This is a genomic window from Sphingomonas faeni, assembly GCF_024273235.1.
Classification (GTDB): domain Bacteria; phylum Pseudomonadota; class Alphaproteobacteria; order Sphingomonadales; family Sphingomonadaceae; genus Sphingomonas; species Sphingomonas faeni_A.
Genome location: NZ_JANBVH010000052.1, coordinates 1 through 25540 on the forward strand (window position 1 = coordinate 1; position 25540 = coordinate 25540).

23 protein-coding genes and 3 pseudogenes are annotated in these 25540 nt (G+C 63.9%); 12 read left to right on the top strand and 14 right to left on the bottom strand.

Annotation, left to right across the window (positions count from 1 at the left end; genetic code table 11):
- The coding region (locus NLI89_RS19635; protein ID WP_254688521.1) for a transglycosylase SLT domain-containing protein at nucleotides 1-629 on the bottom strand (629 nt) is incomplete at its 3' end.
- 206 nt (nucleotides 630-835) lie between these two features.
- Here NLI89_RS19635 and NLI89_RS19640 point away from each other — a divergent pair.
- On the top strand, nucleotides 836-1513 hold the full coding sequence (locus NLI89_RS19640; protein WP_151992019.1) for a ParA family protein: 678 nt from the start codon (nucleotides 836-838) through the stop codon (nucleotides 1511-1513).
- Between the two features lie 351 nt (nucleotides 1514-1864).
- Nucleotides 1865-2701: a DUF7146 domain-containing protein gene (locus NLI89_RS19645; protein ID WP_151992020.1), complete on the top strand. Its 837-nt coding sequence runs from the start codon at nucleotides 1865-1867 to the stop codon at nucleotides 2699-2701.
- A 95-nt stretch (nucleotides 2702-2796) separates the two neighbouring features.
- On the opposite strand, the gene NLI89_RS19650 is transcribed toward NLI89_RS19645, so the two are convergent.
- The 4 genes from NLI89_RS19650 to NLI89_RS21965 form a co-directional block, all read right to left on the bottom strand.
- Nucleotides 2797-3090, bottom strand: a complete 294-nt coding sequence (locus tag NLI89_RS19650; protein ID WP_254688537.1) for a hypothetical protein — start codon at nucleotides 3088-3090, stop codon at nucleotides 2797-2799.
- 21 nt (nucleotides 3091-3111) lie between these two features.
- A complete protein-coding gene (locus NLI89_RS21955) occupies nucleotides 3112-3297 on the bottom strand; it encodes a hypothetical protein (RefSeq protein ID WP_368077307.1) in 186 nt (61 codons plus the stop codon).
- Nucleotides 3294-3560, bottom strand: a complete 267-nt coding sequence (locus tag NLI89_RS21960) for a hypothetical protein (protein ID WP_368077308.1) — start codon at nucleotides 3558-3560, stop codon at nucleotides 3294-3296. Before NLI89_RS21960 ends, NLI89_RS21955 begins: the two co-directional genes overlap by 4 nt.
- Nucleotides 3561-3887: 327 nt before the next feature.
- Entirely contained in the window at nucleotides 3888-4028 is a 141-nt protein-coding gene (locus NLI89_RS21965) for a hypothetical protein (protein ID WP_368077309.1), read from the bottom strand.
- On the opposite strand from NLI89_RS21965, the pseudogene NLI89_RS21970 reads away from it, so the two are divergent.
- From NLI89_RS21970 to NLI89_RS19665, 3 pseudogenes are all read left to right on the top strand, one after another.
- Nucleotides 3967-4197, top strand: a pseudogene (locus NLI89_RS21970) (strawberry notch-like NTP hydrolase domain-containing protein); the annotation flags it as partial. The gene NLI89_RS21965 and the pseudogene NLI89_RS21970 overlap by 62 nt on opposite strands.
- 55 nt (nucleotides 4198-4252) lie before the next feature.
- Nucleotides 4253-4828, top strand: a pseudogene (locus tag NLI89_RS19660) (DUF2493 domain-containing protein); the annotation flags it as partial.
- A gap of 281 nt (nucleotides 4829-5109) precedes the next feature.
- Nucleotides 5110-6050: pseudogene (locus NLI89_RS19665) on the top strand (IS3 family transposase); the annotation flags it as partial.
- A gap of 212 nt (nucleotides 6051-6262) precedes the next feature.
- On the opposite strand, the gene NLI89_RS19670 reads toward NLI89_RS19665, so the two are convergent.
- Both NLI89_RS19670 and NLI89_RS19675 read right to left on the bottom strand, forming a co-directional pair.
- The gene (locus tag NLI89_RS19670) at nucleotides 6263-6508 is read right to left on the bottom strand and encodes a hypothetical protein (protein ID WP_254688522.1); all 246 of its coding nucleotides are present in this window, start codon (nucleotides 6506-6508) and stop codon (nucleotides 6263-6265) included.
- Complete coding sequence (locus NLI89_RS19675; RefSeq protein ID WP_254688523.1) at nucleotides 6508-8517, bottom strand: conjugal transfer protein TraN; 2010 nt, start codon at nucleotides 8515-8517, stop codon at nucleotides 6508-6510. The genes NLI89_RS19670 and NLI89_RS19675 overlap by 1 nt, the downstream gene beginning before the upstream one ends.
- On the opposite strand from NLI89_RS19675, the gene NLI89_RS19680 reads away from it, so the two are divergent.
- On the top strand, nucleotides 8512-10089 hold the full coding sequence (locus NLI89_RS19680; protein ID WP_254688524.1) for a hypothetical protein: 1578 nt from the start codon (nucleotides 8512-8514) through the stop codon (nucleotides 10087-10089). The genes NLI89_RS19675 and NLI89_RS19680 overlap by 6 nt on opposite strands.
- A 71-nt stretch (nucleotides 10090-10160) precedes the next feature.
- On the opposite strand, the gene NLI89_RS19685 is transcribed toward NLI89_RS19680, so the two are convergent.
- From NLI89_RS19685 to NLI89_RS19695, 3 genes are all read right to left on the bottom strand, one after another.
- Nucleotides 10161-11267, bottom strand: a complete 1107-nt coding sequence (locus NLI89_RS19685; RefSeq protein ID WP_254688525.1) for a hypothetical protein — start codon at nucleotides 11265-11267, stop codon at nucleotides 10161-10163.
- Nucleotides 11267-12142 carry a hypothetical protein gene (locus NLI89_RS19690; protein WP_254688526.1) on the bottom strand — a complete coding sequence of 292 codons (876 nt, stop codon included), beginning with the start codon at nucleotides 12140-12142 and terminating at the stop codon, nucleotides 11267-11269. The genes NLI89_RS19685 and NLI89_RS19690 overlap by 1 nt, the downstream gene beginning before the upstream one ends.
- An 81-nt stretch (nucleotides 12143-12223) precedes the next feature.
- On the bottom strand, nucleotides 12224-14440 hold the full coding sequence (locus NLI89_RS19695) for a hypothetical protein (protein ID WP_254688527.1): 2217 nt from the start codon (nucleotides 14438-14440) through the stop codon (nucleotides 12224-12226).
- 9 nt (nucleotides 14441-14449) lie between these two features.
- On the opposite strand from NLI89_RS19695, the gene NLI89_RS19700 reads away from it, so the two are divergent.
- The gene (locus tag NLI89_RS19700) at nucleotides 14450-14680 is read left to right on the top strand and encodes a hypothetical protein (RefSeq protein WP_254688528.1); all 231 of its coding nucleotides are present in this window, start codon (nucleotides 14450-14452) and stop codon (nucleotides 14678-14680) included.
- 38 nt (nucleotides 14681-14718) lie between these two features.
- On the opposite strand, the gene NLI89_RS19705 is transcribed toward NLI89_RS19700, so the two are convergent.
- Nucleotides 14719-15732 (bottom strand): hypothetical protein, encoded by a 1014-nt coding sequence (locus NLI89_RS19705; protein ID WP_254688529.1) that lies wholly within the window; start codon nucleotides 15730-15732, stop codon nucleotides 14719-14721.
- A 97-nt stretch (nucleotides 15733-15829) separates the two neighbouring features.
- Here NLI89_RS19705 and NLI89_RS19710 point away from each other — a divergent pair, with 97 nt between their 5' ends.
- Both NLI89_RS19710 and NLI89_RS19715 read left to right on the top strand, forming a co-directional pair.
- Nucleotides 15830-16072 carry a hypothetical protein gene (locus NLI89_RS19710; protein WP_254688530.1) on the top strand — a complete coding sequence of 81 codons (243 nt, stop codon included), beginning with the start codon at nucleotides 15830-15832 and terminating at the stop codon, nucleotides 16070-16072.
- The gene (locus NLI89_RS19715; protein ID WP_254688531.1) at nucleotides 16069-18540 is read left to right on the top strand and encodes an AAA family ATPase; all 2472 of its coding nucleotides are present in this window, start codon (nucleotides 16069-16071) and stop codon (nucleotides 18538-18540) included. Before NLI89_RS19710 ends, NLI89_RS19715 begins: the two co-directional genes overlap by 4 nt.
- Nucleotides 18541-18782: 242 nt before the next feature.
- Here NLI89_RS19715 and NLI89_RS19720 read toward each other — a convergent pair whose 3' ends face one another.
- The gene (locus NLI89_RS19720) at nucleotides 18783-20342 is read right to left on the bottom strand and encodes a hypothetical protein (RefSeq protein ID WP_254688532.1); all 1560 of its coding nucleotides are present in this window, start codon (nucleotides 20340-20342) and stop codon (nucleotides 18783-18785) included.
- A gap of 208 nt (nucleotides 20343-20550) precedes the next feature.
- The gene (locus NLI89_RS19725; protein ID WP_254688533.1) at nucleotides 20551-20943 is read right to left on the bottom strand and encodes a hypothetical protein; all 393 of its coding nucleotides are present in this window, start codon (nucleotides 20941-20943) and stop codon (nucleotides 20551-20553) included.
- 352 nt (nucleotides 20944-21295) lie between these two features.
- Between NLI89_RS19725 and NLI89_RS19730 the strand changes: the two genes are divergently transcribed.
- Nucleotides 21296-22171 (top strand): DUF6602 domain-containing protein, encoded by an 876-nt coding sequence (locus tag NLI89_RS19730; RefSeq protein WP_254688534.1) that lies wholly within the window; start codon nucleotides 21296-21298, stop codon nucleotides 22169-22171.
- 445 nt (nucleotides 22172-22616) lie between these two features.
- Here NLI89_RS19730 and NLI89_RS19735 read toward each other — a convergent pair whose 3' ends face one another.
- Nucleotides 22617-23147, bottom strand: coding sequence for a hypothetical protein (locus NLI89_RS19735; protein ID WP_254688535.1), 531 nt, complete (start codon nucleotides 23145-23147; stop codon nucleotides 22617-22619).
- Nucleotides 23148-23795: 648 nt separating this feature from the next.
- Between NLI89_RS19735 and NLI89_RS19740 the strand changes: the two genes are divergently transcribed.
- Nucleotides 23796-24881 carry a sulfite oxidase gene (locus NLI89_RS19740; protein WP_254688536.1) on the top strand — a complete coding sequence of 362 codons (1086 nt, stop codon included), beginning with the start codon at nucleotides 23796-23798 and terminating at the stop codon, nucleotides 24879-24881.
- Nucleotides 24881-25321, top strand: a complete 441-nt coding sequence (locus NLI89_RS19745) for a YidH family protein (protein WP_051916165.1) — start codon at nucleotides 24881-24883, stop codon at nucleotides 25319-25321. Before NLI89_RS19740 ends, NLI89_RS19745 begins: the two co-directional genes overlap by 1 nt.
- Nucleotides 25322-25540: the final 219 nt, after the last annotated feature.

Sequence of the window (25540 nt, forward strand, 5' to 3'; positions counted from 1 at the left end):
CGGGAGTTGAATACGCCAAGGTAAGCCGCGGTGCCCGGCATCAGCTGCGTAAGGCCCACCGCACCTTTCGGCGAGACGATCTGCGGATTGTACTGGCTCTCCTGCGCAACGAGCGCATCGAACAGCCCGACGGGAACCCCTGCCTCGCAGGCGACGGCCGAGATCAGCGGGTAATAGCGTGCGCGCCGCTGCTCGAGGTACATGGGTAGGTCCCCCCGGGGACGGTACGGTGAAATCGAACACGCGGCCGGGCTGTAGAGATACGGTGCCACCGCAGCCGCAGCCGCGAGACCCGATGTCGTCACCTTTCCGGTCCTCATCCAAAGGGGCACCGGGATGGACGACCGCTCGACTGGAGCCATTGCGATCGCCGGCGCGAACGACGGAGGCGGCGCCATGCCCGCGAAGTCCTGAGCAAGCATTTCCGCCGAGAGCGCCGTCGCCTCGTTGGGAAGAGCAGCCGGGATCTCGATACCAATTGGCTTCTTGCCCACCTCGATTACGACACCGTCACCGACGTTTCTGAACGGCACCAGCTCGACCTGCTGAGCGGCAGCGCTGGTGATCGTCGCTGCGCCGGCAGCGACGCCGATCAGTAAGTTCGCAACAAAGGTCAGCCTGTTCGCCATGGCGGCAAGGGACCACACCCCTTCAGGCCTGACAACGTGGAATATTTTTACACCATTGCAGTGCAGAGCGCATTACACAGCGCGGCGCAAATCAATGTGTAGTGCGATTGTGCTTGCAAGGTGTAGCTCGCTTCGCCAATCACATGCAAAGACGCATGCAACGCGCATTGCACTGTAATGCTGGTTAGCAGTACAAAGGGACCGTCATGGCTGTCATTCTCGTGGGATCCATCAAAGGCGGAGTCGGCAAGTCCACCACCGCGCTCGCGCTAGCCTCCGAAATCAGGTCTGCGGGGCAGACGGTCTACGTCATCGACACGGACCCTCAGCTCTCCCTCTATCGCTGGTACGAGGACTGGAAGCTGAAGGATGGGATCGTGGTCGAGGACGGCCACAAGATGACGCAAAAGCAGCTGGAGACAGCCGTTTACGACGCATCGCAAGATTACCCGTTCGTGATCCTCGACGTGAAGGGCGCGATCAACGAGCAGGTGATGTACGCCACCCTGCAGGCGAACATGCTCATCATTCCTCAGCGCGCGTCGGCCGCGGACCTTGAGCGCTCGATCGAGTTCCTGGACCGCCTCGAGTTCATTGAGCGCGCCCGGCAGAGGCCCCTCCCCCATCGCATCCTGTTCACCCAGCGCACGACCGCGATCACCTCGCGAGCCGAGCGCGAGATCATGGAGCAGACGCGCCAGGCGGCGCCGGTCTTCTCATCAGAGTTGTTCCTGGGCGACGCCTATCGCGCGATGTTTCTCTACCGAATGACGTTGGAGGAACTGGACGCCCATAACCTCGCGCGGACCGAGCGCGCCCGCCAGAATGTTCAAAGCCTCCTTCGGGAGATCGTTGCAATCATCACATCCGAGGTCAAAGCATGAGCGAAGCACCAGAACCCAAGAAGTTCGGCCGCGCCGCTCGTGAGCCCGCTGCTAGCGGTCTCGATCTTTCAGCAATGCGCCCTACTCCCGCCCCTCGCCCCAGCGCTGCCCCAATGGAGTTGCCCGACGAATATCAATCAGCGCCGACGGCGCGACGCCGTAGGGTGCGCGAGACGAAGAGCAAGTCCGTGACCATGAGGATTACCCCAACCACCTACACCCGCTTCAACGAATATTGCGACCGCGAGCAGCTATCCTACCCTGACGCGCTCGATCGGCTTCTGGCGCTGGCTGAAGGCGCCAAGGACTAGGAGGGAAGGGGGTGAGGTGCATCATGAGAAAGGATGCACCATGACCCTAGTCGCCCTCAAACCCACTCAGCAGGTAGTCAATATCGTAGGTGCCCTGGGCGGCACCTGGCGCGGCTATCTCGCGATGTGCCCCTGCCCTGCCCACCAGGACAAGACGCCGAGCCTCTCGGTCCGGCAGGGCAATGAAGGGATCCTCGTTCACTGCTTCGCAGGCTGCGACGCGGACGATGTCCTAAGAGAGATCTCCCGGCTGAGGCCCGGCCAACGTTACGAGCCGCCAAAGGCGGCACCGCTCGGCCGACAGCCGAATGTCGAGCGGCTTTGGAGCGAGGCCGTCCCGGTCGCCAGCACGCCTGCGGAGGCGTACCTGAGGCGGCGCGGGATCCGCGACGGGTTCGACGACCTCCGGTTTCACCCCCGATGCCCTTGGGGACCGAAGCCTACCACCCGGTTCCTCCCCGCGCTGATAGTCGCCGCCAGAGAAGGTCGAGCCCTACACGCCGTCCAGCGGGTCTTCCTCGACCTCGAACACGGAGGGTATCTCGAAAAGGTGATGCTGGGGACCCCGGCTGGCGCGAGTTGGCAGGGCATGCGCGTGACGGACACGCTGGCGCTTGCCGAGGGTTTCGAGACGGCAGCAATGTTCACGCAGCATAACGGCATCCCGTGCTGGGCGACGCTTGGCGCCGCGAGGCTCGACCGCGTCCACATCCCGGACTCAGTCAGGACGTTGATCTTCGCCGAAGACAACGATCCAGAGGGACGCCGCGCCCGTCGGAAAGCGTGGGCAGCTTACCGTCCGCGTGGCTTGAATCTCCGGCGAATGCCGCCTCCGAGGCAATTCGGCGACTGGGCCGACGTCAGAACCGGAGCATAGAGGGGAGGGGGACTGGTCTGGTGAGCTGCGTCGTGCAGCCACAGAGCCAGGAGATCCCCATGAACGACCTGTTCGACGCCGCACGCGATCGTGCGTCATGTTGCACCGCTGCGGCGATGCGGCTCGTTCCCAGCCTTGAGGGCCAGGACAAGATCACGCGCGCCTTGCTCAACGAGGCGATGACGACCGCCTTCGGCGGTTCCGACGCCGACGGCCGCTGGACCCAGCGCGAGAGCTTCGAGGTACTTGAGCTTGCACTTGCACTTGCAATGCGAAATCGCAGTACAGATCGCTTGCACGTTGCACATGATGATGTGCTGCAAGCTGCAGTGCTGCTCGATCGGCTTCCAACGCAAACCGTGAGAAGCGAGGAGCAGATCGAGTGGCAACAGTTCTCGACACCCCTCGACCTAGCTGCTGTCGCCCTGATCCTGGCGGCTCCCATGCCCTCCGACATCGTCCTCGAGCCGAGCGCTGGCAACGGCTTGCTGGTGGCCCAGCTTCCCACGGTCACGGCCCTCCAGCTCAACGAGATCGACCCTGCCCGGCGCGCCCGGTTGCAGGCGGTCTTTCCAGAAGCGCCAATCTCGGCTCATGACGGCGCAACGATCGGCAGCGCGATGGCAGCGTCGACCCGCCCGACACTGATCATCATGAACCCGCCATTCTCGCGCTCGATCGGGCACGGGACGGACTCGCTTGCCGCGGTTCGACATCTCCAGGCAGCGATCCGGCGCGTCCGCCCGAACGGCCGCGTGGTGGCGATCATGCCCGACTGGTTCACGAACTCCGCGCGCATGGGCCAGATCTGGACGACCACGCTGGAGCAGGTGACGGTCAGGACCTCGATCCGCCTCACCGACGCATACGGCAAGCACGGCACCGGCGTCGCGGTCCGCCTCTACGTTCTCGACAAAGCGGTCGGCCAGAGCAACAACGTGACGATCCAGCGAGGGACCGTGCGCGAACTCCTCCCGGAGATCAGCGTACCCGAACGCCTGGAGTTCTCGGACGAGGTCGAGAAGCCTGCCGCTGCGAGGGGAGGGGCCGTGTCCCTCTTCCGAAGCGTCCGATCGAAGCCCGCGACCGCGCCTCGCGTCTTCCGCGCGCGCGCCCGGAACGAGGTCGCGCCCGTGACGTACCAGGTCCTGGAAACCCCGGCACCGCTTGCGGAGCAGACGGGCGTCTATCTGCCATACCGGCCGAGCCGCATCGTCTTCGACAGTGCCGGCGAGCACCCGACCGCACTCGTTGAATCGGTCGCTATGGGCTCGATCCCCGCGCCGATCCCCACCCACGTCCCGGCGTTGCCGGAGCGGACGGTCAAGGACCGCCTCCTGTCCTCCTCGCAGCTGGAAACCGTGGTGTACGCCGGTCACGCGTGGACGCAGTTCATTCCCGGCCGTTTCCGTCCCGATCCCGAAGGCGTCGGCCTCATCATTGACGAGAACGGCAGCCGGTATCGCAAGGGCTTCTTCTTGGGAGACGGCACCGGCGCGGGCAAAGGCCGCCAGGTCGCGGCCGTGATCCTCGACAGCTGGCTCGCCGGGCGTCGAGGGCAACCGCGAGGCGCTGGAGTGCATGCGGGATCACGCCGCCGAGGTGTACCGCGTCGAGACCGGCCGGCCCTTCTCCACGACCCGCGGCAGCAGGGTGTCGTCCAAGCTCACCGCATCGATGATCGAGGGTGCCGACTACCTCGCCGCACGAGCCGCCAAGCGCCGCGCCGACTATCACCCCGAGGGTCCGGTGGTCGCCTTCTCGGGCGGGGCGCAGTGGCACGACCACGAGACGCTGTACGACCGGCTGGACCAGATCAAGCGCCGCATCCCGAACATGGTGCTGGTGACCACCGCCCAGATGAAGGGCTGCGACGCGATCGCGGCCGCGTGGGCAGCATCGCGCGGTTGCAAGATCATCCTGTTCCGCCTGGATCGGAAGCTCGGCAACCGGGCGGGGTTCGTCCGCAACGAGCGGATCACCAACCTGAACCCGGTCGAGGCGATCGTCTGTGAGGGCTCGGGCGTCCAGCTCGACTTCGCACGCAAGCTCCGCAACGCCGGCGTCCCGCTCCACGTGTTCCGTGCCGCCGAGCAGCGCCCGATGGCCATGGATCGTCGGGCCTGACACCGCTCTCGCGAGGGGGCTCCGGGCAACCGGAGCCTCCTTGCCTTTTTCGTCGCGCGGGGGCGGCGCTCCGGGGCATCGAGCCCCATCGCGCCGCGTGGGACTGTGCTTCCGCTCCACCCCGCCACCAGCGGCCACGCACGGCTCGCTCGCATCTCGGTCGACCCTGCGGTCGACCAGCTTGCTACGCCTCGCCCGCGCGCGCCGCAGAGCACTCCACAGTGAATAGCCCCTAGATTTCTGGACGCCTTCAATCCTAATTTTGAGGACAGGAGGTGACGATGGGGAAGCCCAATTTCAGCGATGAGTTCAAGCGTGACGCGGTGGTGCAGATCACGGAGCGGGGTTACCCGGTAGCGGAGGTTTCGCAGCGCCTGGGCGTCAGCCCACACTCGCTGTATGCATGGAAGAAGCAGTTTGCGACGGTGACGTCGGGCGATGCCAATAAGGACGCCGAGATCCGCCAGTTGAAGCGCGAGTTGGCTCGGGTGACCGAGGAGCGCGACATCTTAAAAAAAGCCACCGCGTATTTCGCCAGGGATGCCAAGTGAGATACGCGTTTGTTGCCGAGCATCAGAACCAGTTTGGCGTCCGCGCGATGTGCCGGTGCCTGGCGATCCAGCCCAGCGGTTTTTACGCCTGGCGCAAAGCGCCGCTAAGCCGGCGAGCGCAAGAAGATGCTCGGCAGATTGCATTGATCCGGCAGGCTTGGAGCGACAGCGGCAAGGTCTATGGGTATCGTAAGTTGCACGACGATCTGCTCGATCAGGGCGAGACCTGTTGTCCCAATCGCGTTGCCCGCCTTACCAACCTGGCAGGAATCAAGGCGCAGATCGGCTACAAGCGGCGTCCAGGCAGTTCAGGAGGAAGAGCTTCCGCCGTTGCCGCCAACACGTTGGATCGCCAGTTCGACGTGCCGCAGGCTAATCGCGCCTGGGTGACAGACATCACGTATATCCGCACGATGGAAGGCTTCGCCTATCTGGCAGTCGTGCTCGACCTCTATTCCCGTCGCGTGGTGGGATGGTCGTTGCAAAGCCGTCAGACAACCGATGTGGTTTTGCAGGCCCTGCACATGGCGGTCTGGCGGCGCAAGCCGAAGAACCGCGTGCTGATCCATTCGGATCAGGGTTCGCAGTTCACCAGTATAGACTGGTCTGCCTTCACCAGGGCTCACAATCTGGAACACTCCATGAGCCGGCGGGGAAACTGCCACGATAACCACCCCGCACCGGCTCGCTCGCATCGCGGCCATTCCCTACGGAATGACCAGCTCGCTACGCCTCGCGGTGCGCGATACAAACCACCCACCGGGCAGCGCCGGGCACGGCTCGCTCGCGTCGTGGCGACGCCTTCGGGTCGCCTACTTGCTACGCCTCGCGCGTGCCCGCGACCTACACTGATCACCCGCGCACCGGCTCGCTCGCATCGCGGTCATTCCCTACGGAATGACCAGCTCGCTACGCCTCGCCAGCGCGGGTAGCCGACACGGCTCAGCCGCCCGATCGCGGGCTGAATGTCGTCCAGTCCCAGCGTGATGCCGAACCACTCGCCCAGGGTCGGGAGAAGGAACGGCGCCGGGTGCGGACCGACGCGGCACAAGGCGGTGAGGACAGCGAACTCGACCACGGAAAGGTCGGTCAGCTTGCGGCGCTGATCGTAGCGGACCACGTCAGCCATCACGGGTTAGCCTTGTGCGTGTCATAGTAGGCCTTGATCCGCTCCTGGATTTGCTTCGAGGTCTCGATCTCGTCGGGCAGCTTCGCGGCGTCGGTGAACTCCGCGTACACCTCGGAGAAGTCCATCACGGACAGGTCGAGGTGTGAGAACTCGTCCAGCGTGAACCCCTTGCAGGTCTCGCTCTTCGGCTTGCCCCAGGGCTTTCCGATCTGCGGGCGACCTTGTTCCTGCAGGATCCGCGACAGCTTGCTCTCGAAGCAGCAATAGGCGTCTTTGGAGGTGACGCAGATGCCAAGCACCTTGTCGGAGCAGTAGCTGCCGAGCTTGTGGCACAGGCCCTTGTCGTCCTTCTGGTCGAGCTGCTTCTCCGCCGCGCTGCAAAGCCACGGGGTCAGGAGAGGGACGCCGCTGCCGGAGCAGCAGTTCGACGCGCCGAAAATCTTCTTGTTGCAGGTCTCGCGCGTGCCCGAGAACAGCGTCAGCGTGTCGGGATTGAACTCGGCGTTCGCCTGCCCGAGGACATGCAGGCCGACGGCTGCATCCTTGAACTCGGTCGACGCCTCGCGCTCGATCGGCTCGCAATCGCCGTTGATGCAGTAAACGTCATCGCCGCAGATGTACTTCTCAGTCCCGTCGCTCGGCTTTGCCGGCAACGGACACCTATAAACCTTGGTAGTCACCTTGCAGGGGCCGTCCTGCGGATCGTCCAGACACTCGTCACGGACGTAGGTGCATTTGCCGTTGTTCTCGAGCTCGGAGCAGTCCGAGGCCTGCGAAATCCGTTGGCAGATGAAAGGGCGTGACCAGGCCCAGCAGGACTGGGTGACGGCGACACCGTCGATGATCCGCGTCTCCGGCCCTTCGGTGCAGACCTCGGGCCCTTGCGCCGTGCAGGTCGTATCCGCGAGCATGGCGGGGCACGTTCCCTCGTTGCGCGTCACCGTGACCGACCTCGTGCCCTCGGACTTCAGGTAGGCAGTTCCGGTCCGATAGTTGATGTGCTCCGGGATCTCGCCTTGCGGGATCTCGGCCGCGCAGGAGTATTGCTGCGCCGTCCCCCTGACCCTCGAGCGGCAGAACCGGAGATAACCGGCAGGGTCAGTACCGCCAGCGCCCATCTCGATTTGAGCGTCGCAAATCTGCGTCACCGTCGGCTCGGCACGGCAGATCCCGGCAGAGACCTTGGCGCTCAGGACCGCGGTCGAGGCGAAGCCGTATGCGGTTTGGTTCGGCGCCACCCCGTAATAGAAGTAGCGAAGGGTGTTCACGACGGTCGGGTCGATACGGCCGGTACAGGTCGCGGGGGTTTCGACCACCTGTGCGCCCTTGTTGCAGGTCGCCTCGTAATAGTCGGTGCTTCCCGGTGCCGGCAGCGGTTTGCAGCTGCCGTCCGCTGCGCCGAGAGCCTGCCCCGACAGGAAGCTGTTCGGATCCTTCTCGACCTCCTGTGCGCCTGCAATCTCGCCGGGCGCGAGCTTCACGACTTGGCGCGAGGGATCGGTTACGGTCCGCCACGCGTCGTTGCCCCCCGCCGCCGAGGCGCCCGCGCTGCTCAGGCCGTCGGGATCATCCGCATAGACGGCTCCTGGCTGCGTCGCGGCGGTGTAGCCGGGGATCGTGCTCCCCAGGTCCGTGCCGGTCGGAAGACCGGCAGCGGTCTGACGCGCCGGCGTCGCGAGCGCCTTGGCATCGGCTTTCGCCTTGGCGAGGTCTCCCTTCGGATAGGCGTAGGGCGTTCCCGCAGCGGCAGCAGCGACCGCCGCAGCGGGTGCGGCGCTGACCGCGGCTGTGGGGGGTGCCGCTGCAGCCTTCGACGCCGCGACCGGGCTAAGGGGCGCCGCGGTCGCGGGCACCGCCGCGGTCACGGCCGCGCTGGCCGGGGCGGTCGGTGACGGCGACGGGGTGGGCGCCGTCTGGGGCTCGTTGAAGTAGCTGTAGTCCTTCAGGTCGTAATAGCCGCCGTCCTGGGCCGCCGGCTGACGCTGCTGCGCATGCAATGCGCCTTGCACTGCAAGAACGCATGCGATCGCGCCAACAAGGATCCGCCCCCCAGCCAATGTTATGCGGGCATCGCGACCCTCGCGGTTCTGTCGGCCGACCGCGGCGCGGTCGACACGCTCACGTGGAGCGACGTCGATACCTCGACGCATAGCCCGAGCGTTGAAAAAGGCCTCTACCGGCAGGCGGACGTTCATTGCGACTGGAGCGATGAACGCGCGATCGTCGGGACGCGCCTCGTCGTCGCCCAGGGCAAGGATGGCTTCGAGCGTCAGACATGGCACCTGCATCAGGACCTCGCGATCGCCCTGAAGCTCGAGCGCGAGGGCGACACCTGGTTCCGCCCCGATGAGGGATGGATCGAGGTCGCCCGGCTGAAACGGGATGCGGAGGGAAGCCCCGTCCTTCTGGAAATCCGCGCCGAGATGCTGTCCGACTATCTCGCTGCCCGCGGAATGGCGCTGTATCTTTCGAGCTACCACGAGCGATCCGCTTATTTCGCGGAGAAGCCGCCGTACAGCTGGGCTGACATGCCGCGTGAATGGTCGGCCGGTCGCGATAGCCGGGAACTCTACATCACCGATGCGGACTTCCCGCCCGACCCGTCGTTTCATTTCCGGGGCCTCGGCGCCCTCTGGCGCACCGAGTGGTTCGAGCCGGGCAAGCAGAGCATCCGCGTTCGCGGCGACCCGGAGCCCGATGATGTGAGTTTCGCGGTCGGCACGGACGGCGATCGCAAGACCGCCGCGCAGTGCATCGGCGCGATGACCTATCTCGCGTTCAAGCCGACGCTGGTGCCCGCGCTGCTGCACTTCCGGAGCGGACGGCTGGGTTGGTACAGCCGCGACACGGGCGGCATCGCCGCCGCCGACACCGGCATCCATTTCGGCGTCAATGCGCTGGGTCTGGTCACGATCTTTGCGAAAGACATCGCAAAGCTCGATGGGTGGGAGCAGCGGATCTGGGCGGCTCACAGCACGCCGCTGGACGGCGGCGCGTCCCGCGAGCTGTTCGATGCCCAGATGAACTGCAAACCCGCTGCTACGGCGGCGCCCGAGGCGCAGATCGCCGGTGTTCTCGATGCGCTCGACAAGGCGTTCCAGAGCCGGTTCGGCGCTCCCGTGCTTCGCGATCATGGCGCGGTCGAGGCCATCATCAGACGGACGCATCGGTTCCGAGCGGTGGAGCAGGACGGGCTGCTCGCCCTCGCCAAGGAACTGAACCGACTGCTCACCGAGCGCATCGATCTGGACGCCTTGCGCGGGCCGGCGGGTGTCGCGGCCAAGGAGAAGCTCCGCGAGCTGAAGACCTTGGAGCGGCTTGTCGCGAAATCGCTGGGGGACGCCGCCGCGCGGGTGGCGATGGCGCCCTTGTTCGGGATCAACGACCTCCGCAACGCCGACGCGCATCTTGGATCGAGTCTCGTCGCGAGCGGGAAAGAGCGCGCCAAGGTCGCGGCGTCCGACACGCACCCGGTCGAGCAAGGCTGTCAGCTCCTTGAAGCGTTCGTCGCCACGGTGCGCGAGGTCACCGAAGCGATCGCCTCGGGCGGCGCGGCGCCGCCGGCAGCTACGGCCGGCTGATCGAAGATCGGCTTTCATGGCTGGTCCACCGCCAATTCGACGCCCGCCTCATATCGTCGCAGATCTGATCTTCAGAAGCCGAGGATCGCGGTGCGGCGCCGATGATCTTCGAGCGACACGATATAGTGAGCGAAGCCCGCACAATCGTCGAGCGATCGGCTGAGGATGTCCGTGAGCGCGTCGAGCGCGCGACGCTGACGAGCGTTCAGATTGGCGACCGCCGCCTCGATCTCCAGCAAGGGTGTGTGGCTCGCGTAGCTGAAGAGCTTGCCCAACAGGCCCACCAGGGCATCCGACAGCTGGACCCAGGGTCTGGCGCGAGAGTCGACAAACTCGAAATGCTTCAGCGGCGCCGAGCCATCCCGCAGATCGAGCGACGCGAGGTAGGTCTCAATCGTCTTCTCGATGTCGAGGATGTGCGTCGCGTTCTTAAACAGCGCCAAGCGATGGAGGTAGAAGGCGCCGAAGCCGTCGATCAGGATATTGGGGTTTTCATCCTCCAGATACGGAAGGCTGTCGAGCTTGGCAGCGATCTCCAGCAGCCCCTTCAGCATCTGGTAGTTGAAGGCGGGCAGCAGGCCCGATCGGGCCTCGACGAGATCGCGGAGCTCCGCCACAAAGGCCGAGCGCCGCGCTGGACCGACATCAGGATAGCTGTAGCGTCCGAGCATTTCAGCCGTGCCGTCGACGTCGTCGCGCAGCAGCGTGAAGAGGTCGTTCTTGAGCAACGGGGCGACCGTCATGAGCTGGACATTGCCATCCTCTGTGATGATCGAATCGACGACATCGACGAGAGACCAATAGAGCGGGTCGAGGACCTGATAGTGCGCAAGCGCGCCAGAAGCCGACAGCCAGTCCAGGAAGCGACCAACCCGGGGGGCGCCGAGCAGCGACAGGAAATCGCCTTTGCCAAGGTGCTCCAGTTTCAGTTCGACCGATGATTTCTGCAGGCCGAACGCCTGGCGTATGTCTTCGAACTCGAGCTGCGGAACGGGCCCGGTATGCACGACGCCGCCAAGCACAAAGCATTGGGGCGCGCGCACATTCAAGCCGCCGGGCGTCAGCAGCAGCCGACGGATATTGTTCGTCTCATCATAGTGGAACGTGAGGGCCCGATCGACGCCTTCCAGGCCACTGAGTGCGATCGTGGGTCCGCGGATGTCCTGCACGTCGAGCATCACGGATCCTCTTTCGTGGCGCCGTCAACGGGCGGCTCGACGTCGATATAGTCCATGTCGATCGAGAAGCGGCCGTCGGCCACCGGCTGGAAGAAGTACCACATCTCCTCGCCGGTGGTGTCGGCGAGGAAGATGTGGTCGGGGCAGTCGTCCCGACCGACCAGCTCGGCCTCTAGCGCTTGGGCGACCAGCACCTGGTTGGTCAGAGCGATGTCCGAATATTCGAGGATCAGCACGGTTACATCGCCTTCCGCCCGGCACGCCGCGAGCTTCGGCAGCTTCTTGTCGAGGGCGGTCCGGATGCGGATGCGGCGCTGGTCTTCGACGTCGTCGCCGACCGCGCGCGACAAGAACAGCGCGCCGTCGTGGCGACCACTTTCCGACCAATGGACGACGAGCGATAGCGAGAGCGGAATACCCTCGATCTCGGTCGTCCGTACACCGCGATAGCCATGCGGGCGGCGGTTTCGGTCAAGCCGCTCGGGGCATTCGCCGTGCAACGCCTCGCCGGCCTCGCGAACCCATTGCATGATACGCTCACGCAGCGCGGCGTGTGTCCGTCGCGGCTTGCCCTCGGTGGGATGGATCGGGAAGACCAGGCGGTAGGTTCCCGGCGGCGGCATCACCCCGTTCAGGCCGGCTTCGATCTCCTCAGTCAGTTCATGGAACCACTTTCCGGTCTGGATCGCCTGGGGAAACGGCTCGATGAGCGTGTGCTCGATGGCGAACCTCTGCGCACCGAGGCGCAGCCGCATCTGGACCGGAGGCCCGGAGTGATCAGTCTCTGGATAAGTGACGTCGCTGCGCTCGGCTTCGAGATCCCCCTCAAGGAGACGGATCAGCGCTTCGCAGAGCGCCTCTTCGTTATCGGCCATGGGCGTCGGAGGCGGCTTCGATAAGCGCAGTTGCGATGGACAGCGCATTGATGGGCGCTGCATCGGTTGAGGAGATCTGCATCACTTGTCGACGTCGTCGAACACCGAGCGCTTCGATGCGGCGGCCGGCGGTAAAGGCGGCTCGTCCTTCGTTTGGGTCACGATGTGGGTCCAGTCGGTGTCGTCTTTCACCTCTTCGTCCCGTTCCCGCTTGCGCTCCTCGAGCGTCTCGATCGACCTTTTGACCTGATCGCGCGCGTCGTCGATCAGAGCCGCAGCTTCGGCATCGACGCCGATCTCCTCGACGCGGTCGAGGACCCCCACCAGCTTCTTGAAGTGGCTGTCGGGCTCTTCATCCAAATCGGCGTCGGAGGTGATCTCGTCGATCCGATCTTCGATCGAGGGCAGAACGGTGGTTCGCAGCGCGAGACCCAGTCCGACGAGCTTCAGCGGCGGGATGAGGGCCAGCATCGCCTCCTCGGCGAAGAAGGACACGTCGAGCCCGTTTATCGCAGAGGATTCCAGGCTCTCGCCCGCCTCCGTGCGCAGGTCCTGCGGCAACAGCGAGAGCGAATGCGCGCGGGCGTAGGTGGCCATCCGGGGATCGTTCCCGGCAAGATCGGTCGACCAGCAATCCCGGCGGAGCACGTCGGGGAACTGCCGGACCGTTTTGGCAAACACCGCCTCGCTGGCGCGATAGGACAGGAAGTGAAAGAGCATCCAGTTGCGGTGCCACTCGTCTCGAGTCCGGCCTAGGCGGGCGACCAGCGCATCGTCGAGCGTGGACGGGATCACCAGCGCGTCCCGGATCAGGGGCGACCCTTCGCAGGTGAAACTGCTCAGGATCGTATCGATCGTCGCGCCGCGCAGGAGCGCCGCCATCATGTGCGGCTTCTGGCGCAGGATTTCCGTCAGCGCGTCGGAGATGGTCGGATGGGCGAAGGTCCACCTGGCGCCAGATAGCTTGAGGAAAGAGCCCTTCAGCTCGACGAAGCAATCCTGGATCCTGCTCTGGGCGAAGCCCGTCAGTTCGGCAACGGCCTGGGCGGCCGAAGCGTCGTAATCGGTCGGGTCGAAACCGGCCTGATGCACATAGACGAGGATCAGCGCCGCCTGCAGCGAATCGTCCAACGCATTTACGGTGTCGACGAGATGTTCGGTCGGCTCTTCCATGAACTGGACGAGCGAGGCCTCGCGCGGCGCCAAGCTCTTGGTGAAGTTCGGATCGCCAAGACGCTCGGCGATACCAGGCAAGAAATCGCGGACGGCGGCGACCGCCGCCAAGTGCGGCTTTATGCTGGAGCGCCAGCTCTGGCTCTGCTCGCCGAAGTTGACGTGGTTGTAGAGGATCTGCGCCTTCTCCTCCAAGGTCAGCTCACCAACGTCGACGACGGCGCTGCCATCGGCGAATTGCGCGAGATTGCGCTGGCCGAGCCGGCGGCGCGCCGCCTCGTAGATGTGCTTGCGTGACGTCAGCAGAAAGCGGTTGCCGTGCTTGATCGCCGCGCGAAGCTTCGAGAACGCAGATGCCCAGTCTTGGACATAGTCATCGCGCAGCACGTTCGATCCGAAGGCATCGTCGATCCAGAAGAAGCGGCCTGGATCGTTGGGATTCCAGCCGGCTTCGAAATCGCGCGGGCTGGTCAGCGCCAGGACGGTGTTGTCTGGATTCTCCGACGCGATGGTGGAGACGATGGCGCCGATCGCTGACTTGCCGCTCGAAGGGTTGCCAAGCAACAGCACCACGCCATGGTCGGAGATGGCGTTGACGGCATCGCGATGCGCCTTCGTGGGTACGTAGGTACGCAGCTTCGGGATCCAGCTGTCGAGCAGCGCGCGACTCTGCTCGCTAAGCCGCTCGTCGACGATCAAGGTGAGATCGCCAAGGCCGTAGACCTGCGGGACCAACGCGCGCAGGCGCGCGCTGCCGCGGATGACGCGGACGATATATTGCCGCCCAAGGATATGCGGCTTGCGCACGCCAAGCGCGCGCAGTCTGGCGCGCATCGCGGCGGCGACCGGCGCGTCCACGCTCATATTGGTCATGAATGCATAGGTGTCGGCCTGGCCGTTTTTCACCAGCTCCTCGACATGGCTGATCTCGCCGGTGAGGTCGGAGACCTTCAGCGCCTTGCCCGCGTCCGATGTATGCTTGCACTCGATCAGGGCATTGTAATACGCGTCGTCGAGCAGAATGGCTGACAGGCTGGCGATATCCTCATCGATCGGCAGCGGCGTAAGCGCGCTGCCCTCGGAAGGCGTGATGGCGTCGGGCGCGCGCGAGAAGAGTTCGAGCATCGCCGGAAATTGAGGATCGGCAGGCTTCTGGAAGCGGTAGAATTCCCGCCCGCCGCCGCTTCGTTCGCGCTGCTGATAGCCGCCCGATTCGACGAACGCCCAGAATCGCGCGCCGAACGCGGCGTCGAGCGCCTCGACCAGAATGACCAGGTCGAGGTCCTTCGTTGCCCGGAAGTCCAGACCGACCTCCTCCATGACGATCTCGCACGCGGCTCCGCCGATCAGCACATAATGGTGTGAGAGGCCGTCGAAATGCTGCCGAAAGACGTCGAGTCCCTTCACAGACCCACCTGGCCAAGCAGGGCGTCCTTCGCGGCCGCAACGCGATCATCGGCGCCGTCTGGCAGGCTCAGCCATAGCGACAGGACGTCGACCAGCCCGGCGTCGCCTAGGAGCAGAGGGTCATAGGTCCAGGTCTCGAGTTCGATCACCGGCTCGTCCCAGGCCGGTGGACCATCAAGCTGGTAGCGCGTCGCGAGGGTTTTCCAGGCCGCCGCCGCCACGGCCCGCGTTTCGATCCGTGGCGCCGACAAGTTGGTTCGTTCGGCAAGCGCCGTCTCGCCCGACAGCGGCAGGTCGATGCCGTGCGGAGGCTGTCGCACTCGGCGGCGCTTGCGCACGGGGGAGCGCAAATGGAGACGCGCGCGAGCCCACAGAGCCTCGCGTGGAAGCGTGAAGCGAACATGGCGGAAGCGGCCGGCGGCCTCGGTCTGCGCCAGCTCGAAGGCCTCCAGTTCGGTGATCGCCCGGCCCATGCTCATCGCGCTGTAGCGAAACTGCGACGCCAGTTCGGTCGCCGTGGTCTCGGGCGCGATGCGGTCCATCAAGGCCGCCAGGAGGATCAGCTGCGCCGTCGGCGCGAGACCATCCGCCGGAGCGTCGCGCTCGCTGCGAAAATGCTCCCGCAGATCCACCGCCAGCTCCGGCGCGAACAGTTGATTGCCGGGCACGATGAAGGGGACGTGCTGGGCAATGAGGCGATGGCGGTTGTGGTTGCTCAGCCGCTCGGTCACGAGGATCACCGCGCGTCCGGGCGCCTGGCGACGCACGAGATCGCGATGCTTCGCGATCGTGGCAGGGGTATCGTCCTGAATGTCGACCGCCAGCATCAGGATGCAGGGCCGCTCGAGAATTTCGCCTTCGATCAGGACATAGCGCTGGGTCAGGAACGCTGGCAGCTTGGAGCCTGATATGGGTCCGTTGATGACCAGCGGCGCCTGCAGCACCGTCTCGACATAGGCCCCCGTCGCCGCGAGCAGGGTCAGATGCCGGTCTGTCGAGGTCGCTAACATCGTGCTGCACACTAACTCTAATTCTGTTATTGTGCAATCACGCGTTAGTATCGTTGGTCGCGCGAGTCGGCCGCATCGCGCGCGGGGGAGGACAAAAATGCCCAAGCAGACAATTGCCTTCGAGATCGATGACAATCTGACGGCCGACCAGACGCTCGCCGCCTTCGCTGAAGCGATGAAGCAGGCGGATGCACCCTTGGCCGACATTCTCGCCCCCGTGCTTTCCGACCTGAGCCTGGACGTCGCGATCGATCAGGACCAGCTCCTTGACGCGCTCTACGCGGCGATAGCCCCAGCCAGCGCCGGCGCGTCTGAGGCCCACGAGGGCGAGGGACAATGAGCGGCTGGTATCTGAAGGAACTCTCGATCGAGGGCTTTCGCGGCGTCAACAATGAGGGCGCGCCACTCGTCCTGAAGTTCCGGCCTGATCAGATCAACTCGATCTCGGCGCCCAACGGCGTCGGTAAGACCTCAATATTCGACGCCGTGGTTTATGCCATTACCGGGCGCATCGCGAAGCTCGACGACCTGCCCGCGAGCGAAAAGGGCGCGTCCTATTATCTCAACCGTTTCCATAGCGGGGGCGTCGGGCGGATCGCCCTGACCTTGCTTCCCGCCGCACTGGGCGACGCCGTCACGGTTACGGTGGAACGCGACGCGGCCGGCGGCCGAACCGTGTCAGCGACCGGCGGCGCCGATGGCGCCGCGATCCTCGAGGATCTGAACCGGGAGTTTGTGCTGCTCGACGGCCGGACATTCCAGGATTTCATCGACCTCACACCGCAGAAGCGCGGCCGGTCTTTCGCCGGCCTGCTCGGCCTCAAGCGTTATTCGGCGCTGCGCCAGGCGCTCGCCGCGCTGTCGCACGCCAAGGCCTTCAACAATCATTTTGCGGTCAGCGCCAAGGAGACGACCCGCAACAGCGCCACCGTAAGCGGCCAGCGCGCGCAAGCAGCGATCAAGGAAGCCTATCTGGCGCTGGTCGGCGATGCGTTTGATCCGGCCGAGCCGGAGGCCACCTTCCTGGCGAAAGCCCATTCCGCCCTGCATGGCATCGAAATACTGCGGCCGCTTTGCGAGGGCCGCGCGTTTGAGGCGATTGACCCCGCCGCCTGCGTCAACGCAGCGAAAGCCGCCGAGGGCGGCGAAAAGCGCGAAGAACTGGCCAAGCTGCTGCGCCAGCACACGGCATGGTCGGACGCCGTCAACACCGCGCCGAGCGCGATCGACGCCGAGGCGCTGATCTCCCTCGCCGAGGCCCGCGACGCGGCCTTGCGGCAGACCCAAGGCGACGTCTTTCGCCAGCTCTATGGGTTGAGTGAGACCATCCTTAGCGACCCGGCCTGGGAGGACTCCGCGCTGTGCCCGACATGCGATCGGGCCGGCGACGCCTCGTTGCTGGACCATGTGCGCTCTAAGCTCGCGGCATTCGATACGGTGGAGCAGACGTCGAAGGCGGTGTCGGACGCTTGGTCGACCAACGGGTGGAACCAGCTCGATGCGCTGGAGAATCTTGCCCGCCTGCCCGACGAACCTGCGGCGCTCGCGCTCGCCCGGACCAGCGGCGTCGAGGGACGCCTGAGCGCAGAGACCGCGCGGGCCCTGACGAAATGGGTCGAGCTGCTCGTCGCCCGCGCCAACGCCAAGGTCGAGGCGCTCGGCCAGGCCAGGGAGGCGCTCGAGCGTTCGCTGCCCGAGAAGCTGACCGCCGTGGTGGAGAAGGCCGAAGCCGCGCGACGGCTGCAGACAAACCTTCGCGACCTGCGCACGGCGAACAATGATCTCGCAGCCGTCAGCGCCGAGCTGGCCCGCATCGCCCGGGTGAAAGCCTTCCTCGACACGGCGTGCGGCGCTTTCGCTACGGCGGAGTCCAATGCGGGGGCCAGGCGTCTGGCGGCGATCGAGCCCGCCACGCGCAGCATCTTCGCCGCCATCATGTTCAGCGACGTCGTTCCGGCGCTAAAGAAACGGGCGGGCAGCGAGGACCTCTCGATCTCGCTGGCCAATTTCTGGTCGCTGACCGACGTCTCGGCCCAGGCGGTGCTGTCCGAAAGCTACCGCAACGCCTTCGCGATCAGCGTCTACCTGGCCGCCGCGTCGCTTTACGGTGGCGGCGCCAAATTCCTGATCCTCGACGACGTCACTTCGAGCTTCGACTCCGGGCATCAGTTCCACCTGATGAACGTGATTAAATCCCAATTTGCTCGGCCAGGCGTCGCCGCCGGCCCGCAGGTGATCCTGCTCAGCCACGACACAGCGCTGGAAAAGCTGTTCAACACTCATTCCAACGGCGACGGCTGGTGGCATCAGTGCATCCAGGGCACCGCGCGCACGTCGGTGCTGCCGCAGTCAGGTGCGATACACAAAATCCGCGATGCAACGATCGGCTTTCTCGACACAGGCAACACGACCGACGCCGCGCCCCGGGTTCGGCAATATCTTGAGTTCAAGCTCGAAGAGGTCATCGCCAAGGTGAACATCCCCGTACCGATCGGCCTCGCCTTCAACGATGAGAAGCACATGGCCAAGAACATGATCGACGCGATTAACAGCGCTGTCGCGCTGCACCGCGCCGCCAACCAGCTGGTCCTCAATCCCGCCCAAGTCGCCGGCCTCAGCACGGCCGTTGCGACCATCGTGTCAAACTATCTGTCCCACTGGTCGACCGGGCAGACCCAAGCCTTCACAGCTCCAGCGCTCCGCGGTGTTATGCAGGCGATCGATGATTTTGCAGGCTGTTTTCAGTTTGAGCATCCGTCGGGATCGGCCCAGCAGAGATATTATCGCTCGCTGAGCCAACGCCTGTGAGGTGAGCAGGGGTGGGGCTGCTCGACATCTTTTACAGATCGTCGAGGACCGCTTGTGCGTGGGGCGAGCCGCGGACATTGGCTGCCGGGTACATGACGCCTCGCGCACAGGTTAACACGGTGGCATGACCAAGTGCTGTCCTTCGCCCACATGAATGGGCGTCCGCTTCCGGGGAGCGCCGGTCTGACAATAGGTGACCGGGTTTGGGTCAGAAAGGGCAGCTTGTCGTAACCAGGCGCGGATTAGTCGCTGCCCAGCGTCATGATGCCGTGCGCGCCCACCTTCTCCATAATCCGTTTGGCGAACTCGGTCACCGCGTCCTCCGCCTCCCCGAGTTCCTCGACCGTAGCCACACTGCGGTCTCGCTGAGTGTACTCTGCACCACCGCTTCCGTTCGTCATTACAAGACGCTCTCCAACCGCCACGTGCGAGCCGGCGAGCTCCACAGACATCACCCGGATCAGGACGAGTTCGGTAGCTTCCGCCGACTCCGACCCGGCGATCGGGAAGTTGAGCTTCTCAAGCAGGTCACCCTTCCAGAAGCGATGGACGGCGTCCACCTCTTCACCAGCGGCAGCGAGTTCCTTCTGGGTGAAATCCCGCACCCGTGCGCCGGCTTCACCCCAGAGATCCTCGATCCGGGTTAACAGGCTCAGCAATTCGGACCCGGTCGACGAATGCTTGTCCTCGACCGCCTTCGACAGCGGGACCTCGAACCTCGCACCTGTTTTCCGCTCACGGATTTCGAATTTTGTCGGACCGGCGTTCACGAGCCGGACGAGCTTGAACAACGTCCGCCAGTCTGCGAGCGGAAGGCGACTCGCCTCGAGGCGCTCGCCGCCAATGTTCAGGGCTATGCGCCCGCTGCCGCGCACATCCAACTCGAAGGTGGGCGTGGTGAACAGGAGCCTCTCTTCGGCCTTGGGCACGTTTGGAAGCGGGAGCGTGGAGAATGTCCCGTCGAAGCCGACGGTCTCGCCGCCCTCGCCCCGCACTACGATCGAGCAGTCACCCTTGGGGATCGGCTTGAACGTGGCCATCAGCCGTCCGCCCGGCCCGGCCTCCCAGGTATGGCCCGAGGGAATCTCGTTGCCAAAGCGGCGATCCACCGCATTTGTCCCGCGCACCTCGATTGGCCGGCGACCCATGAGCGCGTCATGGAGGTGGTCGGGGTCTTCCGCGGTCAGGGCTACCTGCACGCTGTAGCGCGGCCCGTCGTACCCGAGGTTGGCCAGCGCCGCGCGCTTCGCGTCGCGGTAGCCGTCAGGATCGTTTCCGATCGCCGCGCGCAGCGCGGCCAGCAGCTCCTTGCCAGTCGCAAACGGGGTGCCGCTATCGATTCGGAACGTGATCTCCTGCTCGTTCAGCGACTTCTTCTTCAGGCCCGCGCCCGCAGCACGCAGCCTTTCTAAGACGCGGGAGAGGTCGGCCCCGATCACGTGGATCAGGCTCGCGGACACGATCTGAACGTCATCCGCGCCATCCTCGGCCTCGAACGCAACCACGAAAGCCGGATCCTCGGGCTTCGCGAGCCTCTCTGCGGCCGAGAGCGTCAGCGAAACGCGACCGCCATCGCGTTTCCATACCGTCTTCACCTGGACCCGGCAGAGCGGGAACAGGCGGCGCTTGTCCAGCGCGGGGCCTTGCTCGTCCGGCGCCCGCTCCACGACGTAATCCCAGCCCATCTTGTCGCGGCCTGACTTGTTGGCGATGAGCCCGGCAGCGGCGCACCGTCGTTCAAACTCCGCCTCGCCAACGGCACCCAGGTCATCAGCGCCAATGGATCGATCTGCCATGATCATGTCATTCCATCTATCGCCAAGCCAACGCGTGACGCGCACCTAGAGATCGTTCGATCGGTCAGGTACTGGCTTCAACCTTGTCCTTGAACCTTTACCGACAGACGGTCGTGAACGCGCATTGGGGGTCGGAGCCAGTGATATCGTGGAGATGAACAAGCGTCCGCAGTTGGGAGGCAGGAAAGGGCGCCTGAACGTCCGCCATTGGGTCTCAGCTGGCGGCTTCCATGGTGGCGATGCGCAGGAATTCGTGCCTTGCGATCTCCCTGTCGTCGTTTGCGAGGCGTCCGAACCTGCACCCTAAGTTGTCTGGGCTCAGGATGAAAGCATTCGAAATGCCAAACTGCGAGCGCGGCTCACGCAGTTTGTTTTGAGCATCAGCGAAGAGCCCGATCCGCCGCGGGCCGTCCCAACCCTCGGCGGGTTTCTCGCCATTGGTGGTGTATATCGGCGCCGCGATCACGCCGCCGTCCGCCCAGACCACGACGGCGGGGCGGGACTTCCTCTCGCGGAATTGCTCGTTTGTAAAGAATCTCACGACCGAGCCCCTTACGGCGATGATGTCGCCGACCTTCAGTTCGTCTAGCCCGCACGCCTCGCTCATGCTCACAGAGTACCACGAGGGGCGCGAGCGGTCACCTCTCCAGCCGCACAGCTGCGAGGGCAACCGCCATGAGAAGGACGTCGTACCGCCGCAGCCGCGTAAAGCATCGCCGTAGCGGTCTTCAAAGCGGCGAGGACAGAATGGCGCTCTCCCGGCCGGTCTGTGGATGGAGATATTGATGCTTGAGCGAAGTCGTAGGACTCCTTTCATGAGGCGGGAGCCCGGCATTAGAGGCCAGACGCGTTGCGCTGTTGCGACGCATGATGGCACTGTGCTTCATGGCGGTGCTCGCAAACGCAGGGTGCCGGACCGCGAGTCACTCGGTGAATCGAGTCGGCAGACAAGGAACCATATGGACGGCCGGCGCCTGCAAGATTTCTGGAATCAAGAAGTTACGGCGCTTCTCGCGGTTTATCGGCAGTTCGAAACCTTGTTGCCGAACCCGGTCACGCAAGGCGCTCATCATCGCGGTGAGGACGGCCGATATGTCGAAGCCCTAATCCGCAGCTATCTTCAAAAATATTTACCAAAAGATTTGGAGGTCCTGACCGGATTCATTCTGCGACCAGCAGTCAAGACCGGCGGCAACGATCGGTCCAGATCAGGCGAGCAGGACGCTCATTCTACACAGCTCGACATCATCGTATACGATACCGGAACCTACCCGGTCTTCCAGCGCGTCGCCGAAACAGTCATCGTCCCGCCGGAGGGGGTCATCGCCATACTGTCGGTGAAGAAAGTTCTACGTGATGCCGACATATCATCGGAATGCGAGGCGCTAAAGGATGCGTCCCTGATATGCCGATGCGATCGCTCCAACATGGCGGAGCGGCGTCGCGGGCCTTTCCTCGCGCTCGTAAGCGCTAATTCGCAACTCGCAGATACGGTAACGCCCAAGCAGAACCGGATCTTCGAAAAGCTGCAAGAACTGTACGGCAAGGGCACGACCTTTGACGATATGGTCGGTTTTGTCGGCGACCTCTCAGGCTGGCACGTCTTTAAGGCCAGGCCTTCAGCAAAGCCGAACGAGACGAACAAGCGCTCGAGATACCTGTATCTCGAGCTGACAGAAGCGGAACTGCATCACGGTTTTCAGTTTCTTCTGACAGGAATCCTCTCCGTCTATTACGACGAGACCAGACGCAATGTCAGAAGACCTGGTTACACGGCTTTCCCCAAGACACCGGCCAAACCGATCGGCTCTATCCCTTTCACAACGCTCCGCTGACCGGACGCGCGCGGTAGTTTAAGGTCTCAACGCCTGGCTACATACGGAAATGCCGGGCTGGAAAGGAAATGGGCCGCTCCGTTTCCAGAGCGACCCAAAACTCGGTTTTTTCCGCTATCAGCCGTCAGGAGTGACCGAAAACACATTTGGGCTATGTCGTTTGCCGAAAATACCGGCAGCCGAGCGGAAACTGGGAACGCGGTCGGGCGAGTACAAGAGCCTCGCGCACTAATCGAAGGTATCCTGCCACGTCGTTAGCGAACGACGCCATCGGGAACGCTTCCAGCCACAGAGGGCAGCGACCGCTCAACGCGAAGGGTGCGCTCGATGGGGGCGAATTGACCGCTTCAAACCGTGAGTACCCGAGCTTGACGACTCCTTCCTGCGACCGCTTCGCCAGGGCCTCGCGGGACGCATGATAAACGTCGTCGCTCCTTGACGACCTTCAGGGGTCGAGCTCGTAATACGCCTTCGTAGCGTTGAAGCCTCTGAAGCGACGATGATAACCATGCTTCGCGAAGTACCTAAGAGTTCTCATGAAGCGGCTCGTGTTGCGCGCCTGCTTCGGCAGTGCTGGTTTGCCCAGCCTGATATGACGCAAATGGGTGATGGCCCGGTGATACTCTGCCCTCTTATGGTCATCGAAGGTAACATAGATGGTATCGCCGATCAGTTCCCAAAACACTGCAATGCTTCTCGACTTGGCGTATTTTGCATGGCGAAGTCCGTTGCCATTACGCCGCAGCATCTGACCACCCGACGGTATGATATCGAAGCCTTCGTCTTGTACTCGCTTTGCAATCCCGGGATGGCGCTTGAAGATATCTGCCTTGCTGATGTCGCCGCCACTTTTTGCCGAAACGTCCTCTATAATAGCCCTCAGAACGTCAAAGTGCTTTGGGTTCTGGAGTTGCATGTTTTCGTACCATCGATCCGCATAAGCTCGATTGCAAAAGGTAATCTTCACCTCAGGCATAGGCCCTCTATCGCTGACATGGGTTCAGGCAGAAAGAGCATGATGCCATTTAGCTGTATAATTGCCGAGGCATAGGAGACCACGATCAGTGACTTATCCTACGCGGCAAGTTGCTCGAACGAACGGCCGCTTAGGTCCTTCGAATGCTCCAAAACGAAGAGGCCGCTCTCCACCAGAGTGCTCATTCTGCGCCAATCATCCGCTGAGCTGCTTACGACCGCTTTCGACCAACTCACGCCGTTCCTCAGCAAAGGGGTAAATGGCGGCTTCTCTCAAAACCTGCCGCTCACCCTACGCGAACACGATGTGCGGCTTCGTGACCCCTCCCAGCCATCCCCCTATTGAGTGAGAGGCGATTGACCTGCCATGTCGAAAAACACCCGTTTGTCGCGCATCTGCGATGGCGACAGGGTTTTCCGTCATCCCTAGTACCTAGCGACGACTTTTGGGACAAAGCCGTCGTAGCAAGTCCAGCCACATCGCGACGATCTACGGGAAAGGCTGTCTGGCGCTCGGCGCCTTCGCGCGACGGCATAGTGATCGCTCCACCGCCGTCTAGAAAGGGATAAGCTATCGAAAGAGTCTGGGTGACATCGCCTAGCAAAACGATCGATTTCGCTATTGATTTCATCATGGTAGGCCGCTTGCATGACCGCATCCGATCGCGCCGAACAGAATCTGATCCTCCGCTGTCCGGAGCCGCTCAATGCGGAAACGCCCCCGGATAACCTGATCACGTCCTTCCTGACGCCGCAGGCGAACTTCTACATCCGCAGCCACGGACCTACGCCGGAACTGGCCGACGATCATCGTATAGCGCTGGACGGCTTAGTCGACCGCCCGCGCTCCTACACGGTTGCCGAACTTCAAACGGCATTTGCGACCCGGACAGTGACCGCGACCATGCAGTGCGCCGGCAATCGTCGGGCACATCTTCAAGACGTGGAAAAGACTTCGGGCGATCCCTGGGACGTGGGCGCGATCGGCAATGCGGCGTGGACCGGCGTCGCACTGTGCGACGTGCTCGCCGCAGCCGGCATCCAGGACGGCGCGTCGTTCGTCGGCACTACGGGGGCCGACAACGTGGATGTCGATGGTGAGACAGCACCGTTCGGTGCCTCGATCTCGATCGCCAAGGCGCTAGAGCCCGACGTGCTGATCGTCTGGGCCATGAATGGCGAGGCGCTGGCCCCCGAACATGGCGCACCGCTGCGGCTCGTCGTGCCGGGTTATGCGGGCGTTCGTAGCGCCAAGTGGCTGACGCGCATCGAGGTGCGCGATCGCCCGTCCGATGCGCCGATCCAGGCCAAGGACTACAAGCTCTTTCCGGCATCGGTAGCGAAGGAGTACGCGGACTGGGATCGGGGTCTGACTATCGAGGAGATGCCGCTCAATGCTGCGATCTGCGCGCCGGTGGACGGCGCGCATGTCAGCGCCGGCGCGTGCGAAATCGCGGGTTATGCGGTCGCCTTCGGCCGAGCGGTCTCGCGCGTCGAGGTCTCCGTCAATGGCGGCACCGACTGGCTGCAGGCGGAACTGACTGCAAAACCCGATGCGCCTTGGAGCTGGACGCAGTGGCACGTCACGGTCGATCTGTCTCCCGGACTCCACGTCCTGATCGTGCGCGCCGTTGACGGTGCCGGGCAGATGCAGCCCGAACGGCCCGAGGCGATCTGGAACTTCGCCGGCTATCTCTCGACTGCCTGGCATCGCATCGCCGTTACCGCTGGCTGATGGACGCGCCGCACGACGCCGATCGGGCCCATGCGAAGCTGGCGGAGAGCGCGAGCAAGCTGAAGGACAGCGCAGTCCAGCAGGTGGACAGCGCCGACCGTCGCACAGAGCTTGCCGCGGACCGCACAATCCTCGCCGGCGAACGCACCTATGCTGCCTGGGTACGTACCGGACTGGCGGCGCTCGCTTCCGGTATCGGCGCGCGCGCGCTGCTCAAGGACGTCGTGTTCCCGTGGCTGGCGACGGCGACCGGGACCATGCTGATCTTGTTCAGCGCCTTTTGCTTCGCCGCTGCGGTGTGGCGAGAGATGGGCGCAGGCGCCCCGCCGCCACGACCGGACATCAAGCGCCTGCCAGCGACGTTGCTCCTAGTGATGAACGGGTTTCTCATGCTCGTGTCACTGGCCGCGCTCGTCGGCATCTGGACGGCACGCTCGTAGCAGCCATCCCTAGGTTTGCTGCGAGCCGATCAGACCCCGCAGCGCATCCGCGGCTTTCGTGCGGTATCACCCCCTTGTGACGAAGCCCAAAAACGACGTGGGCCAAAGCCGATCGGTCCCGCATGCAGCGTACCCGGGGTCGGTACATAATAACGGGCTTAGATAGACTGACGTGCTCCCCAAAGCTCTACCGGTCATAGCTGGAGTCCGGGGTTGGTA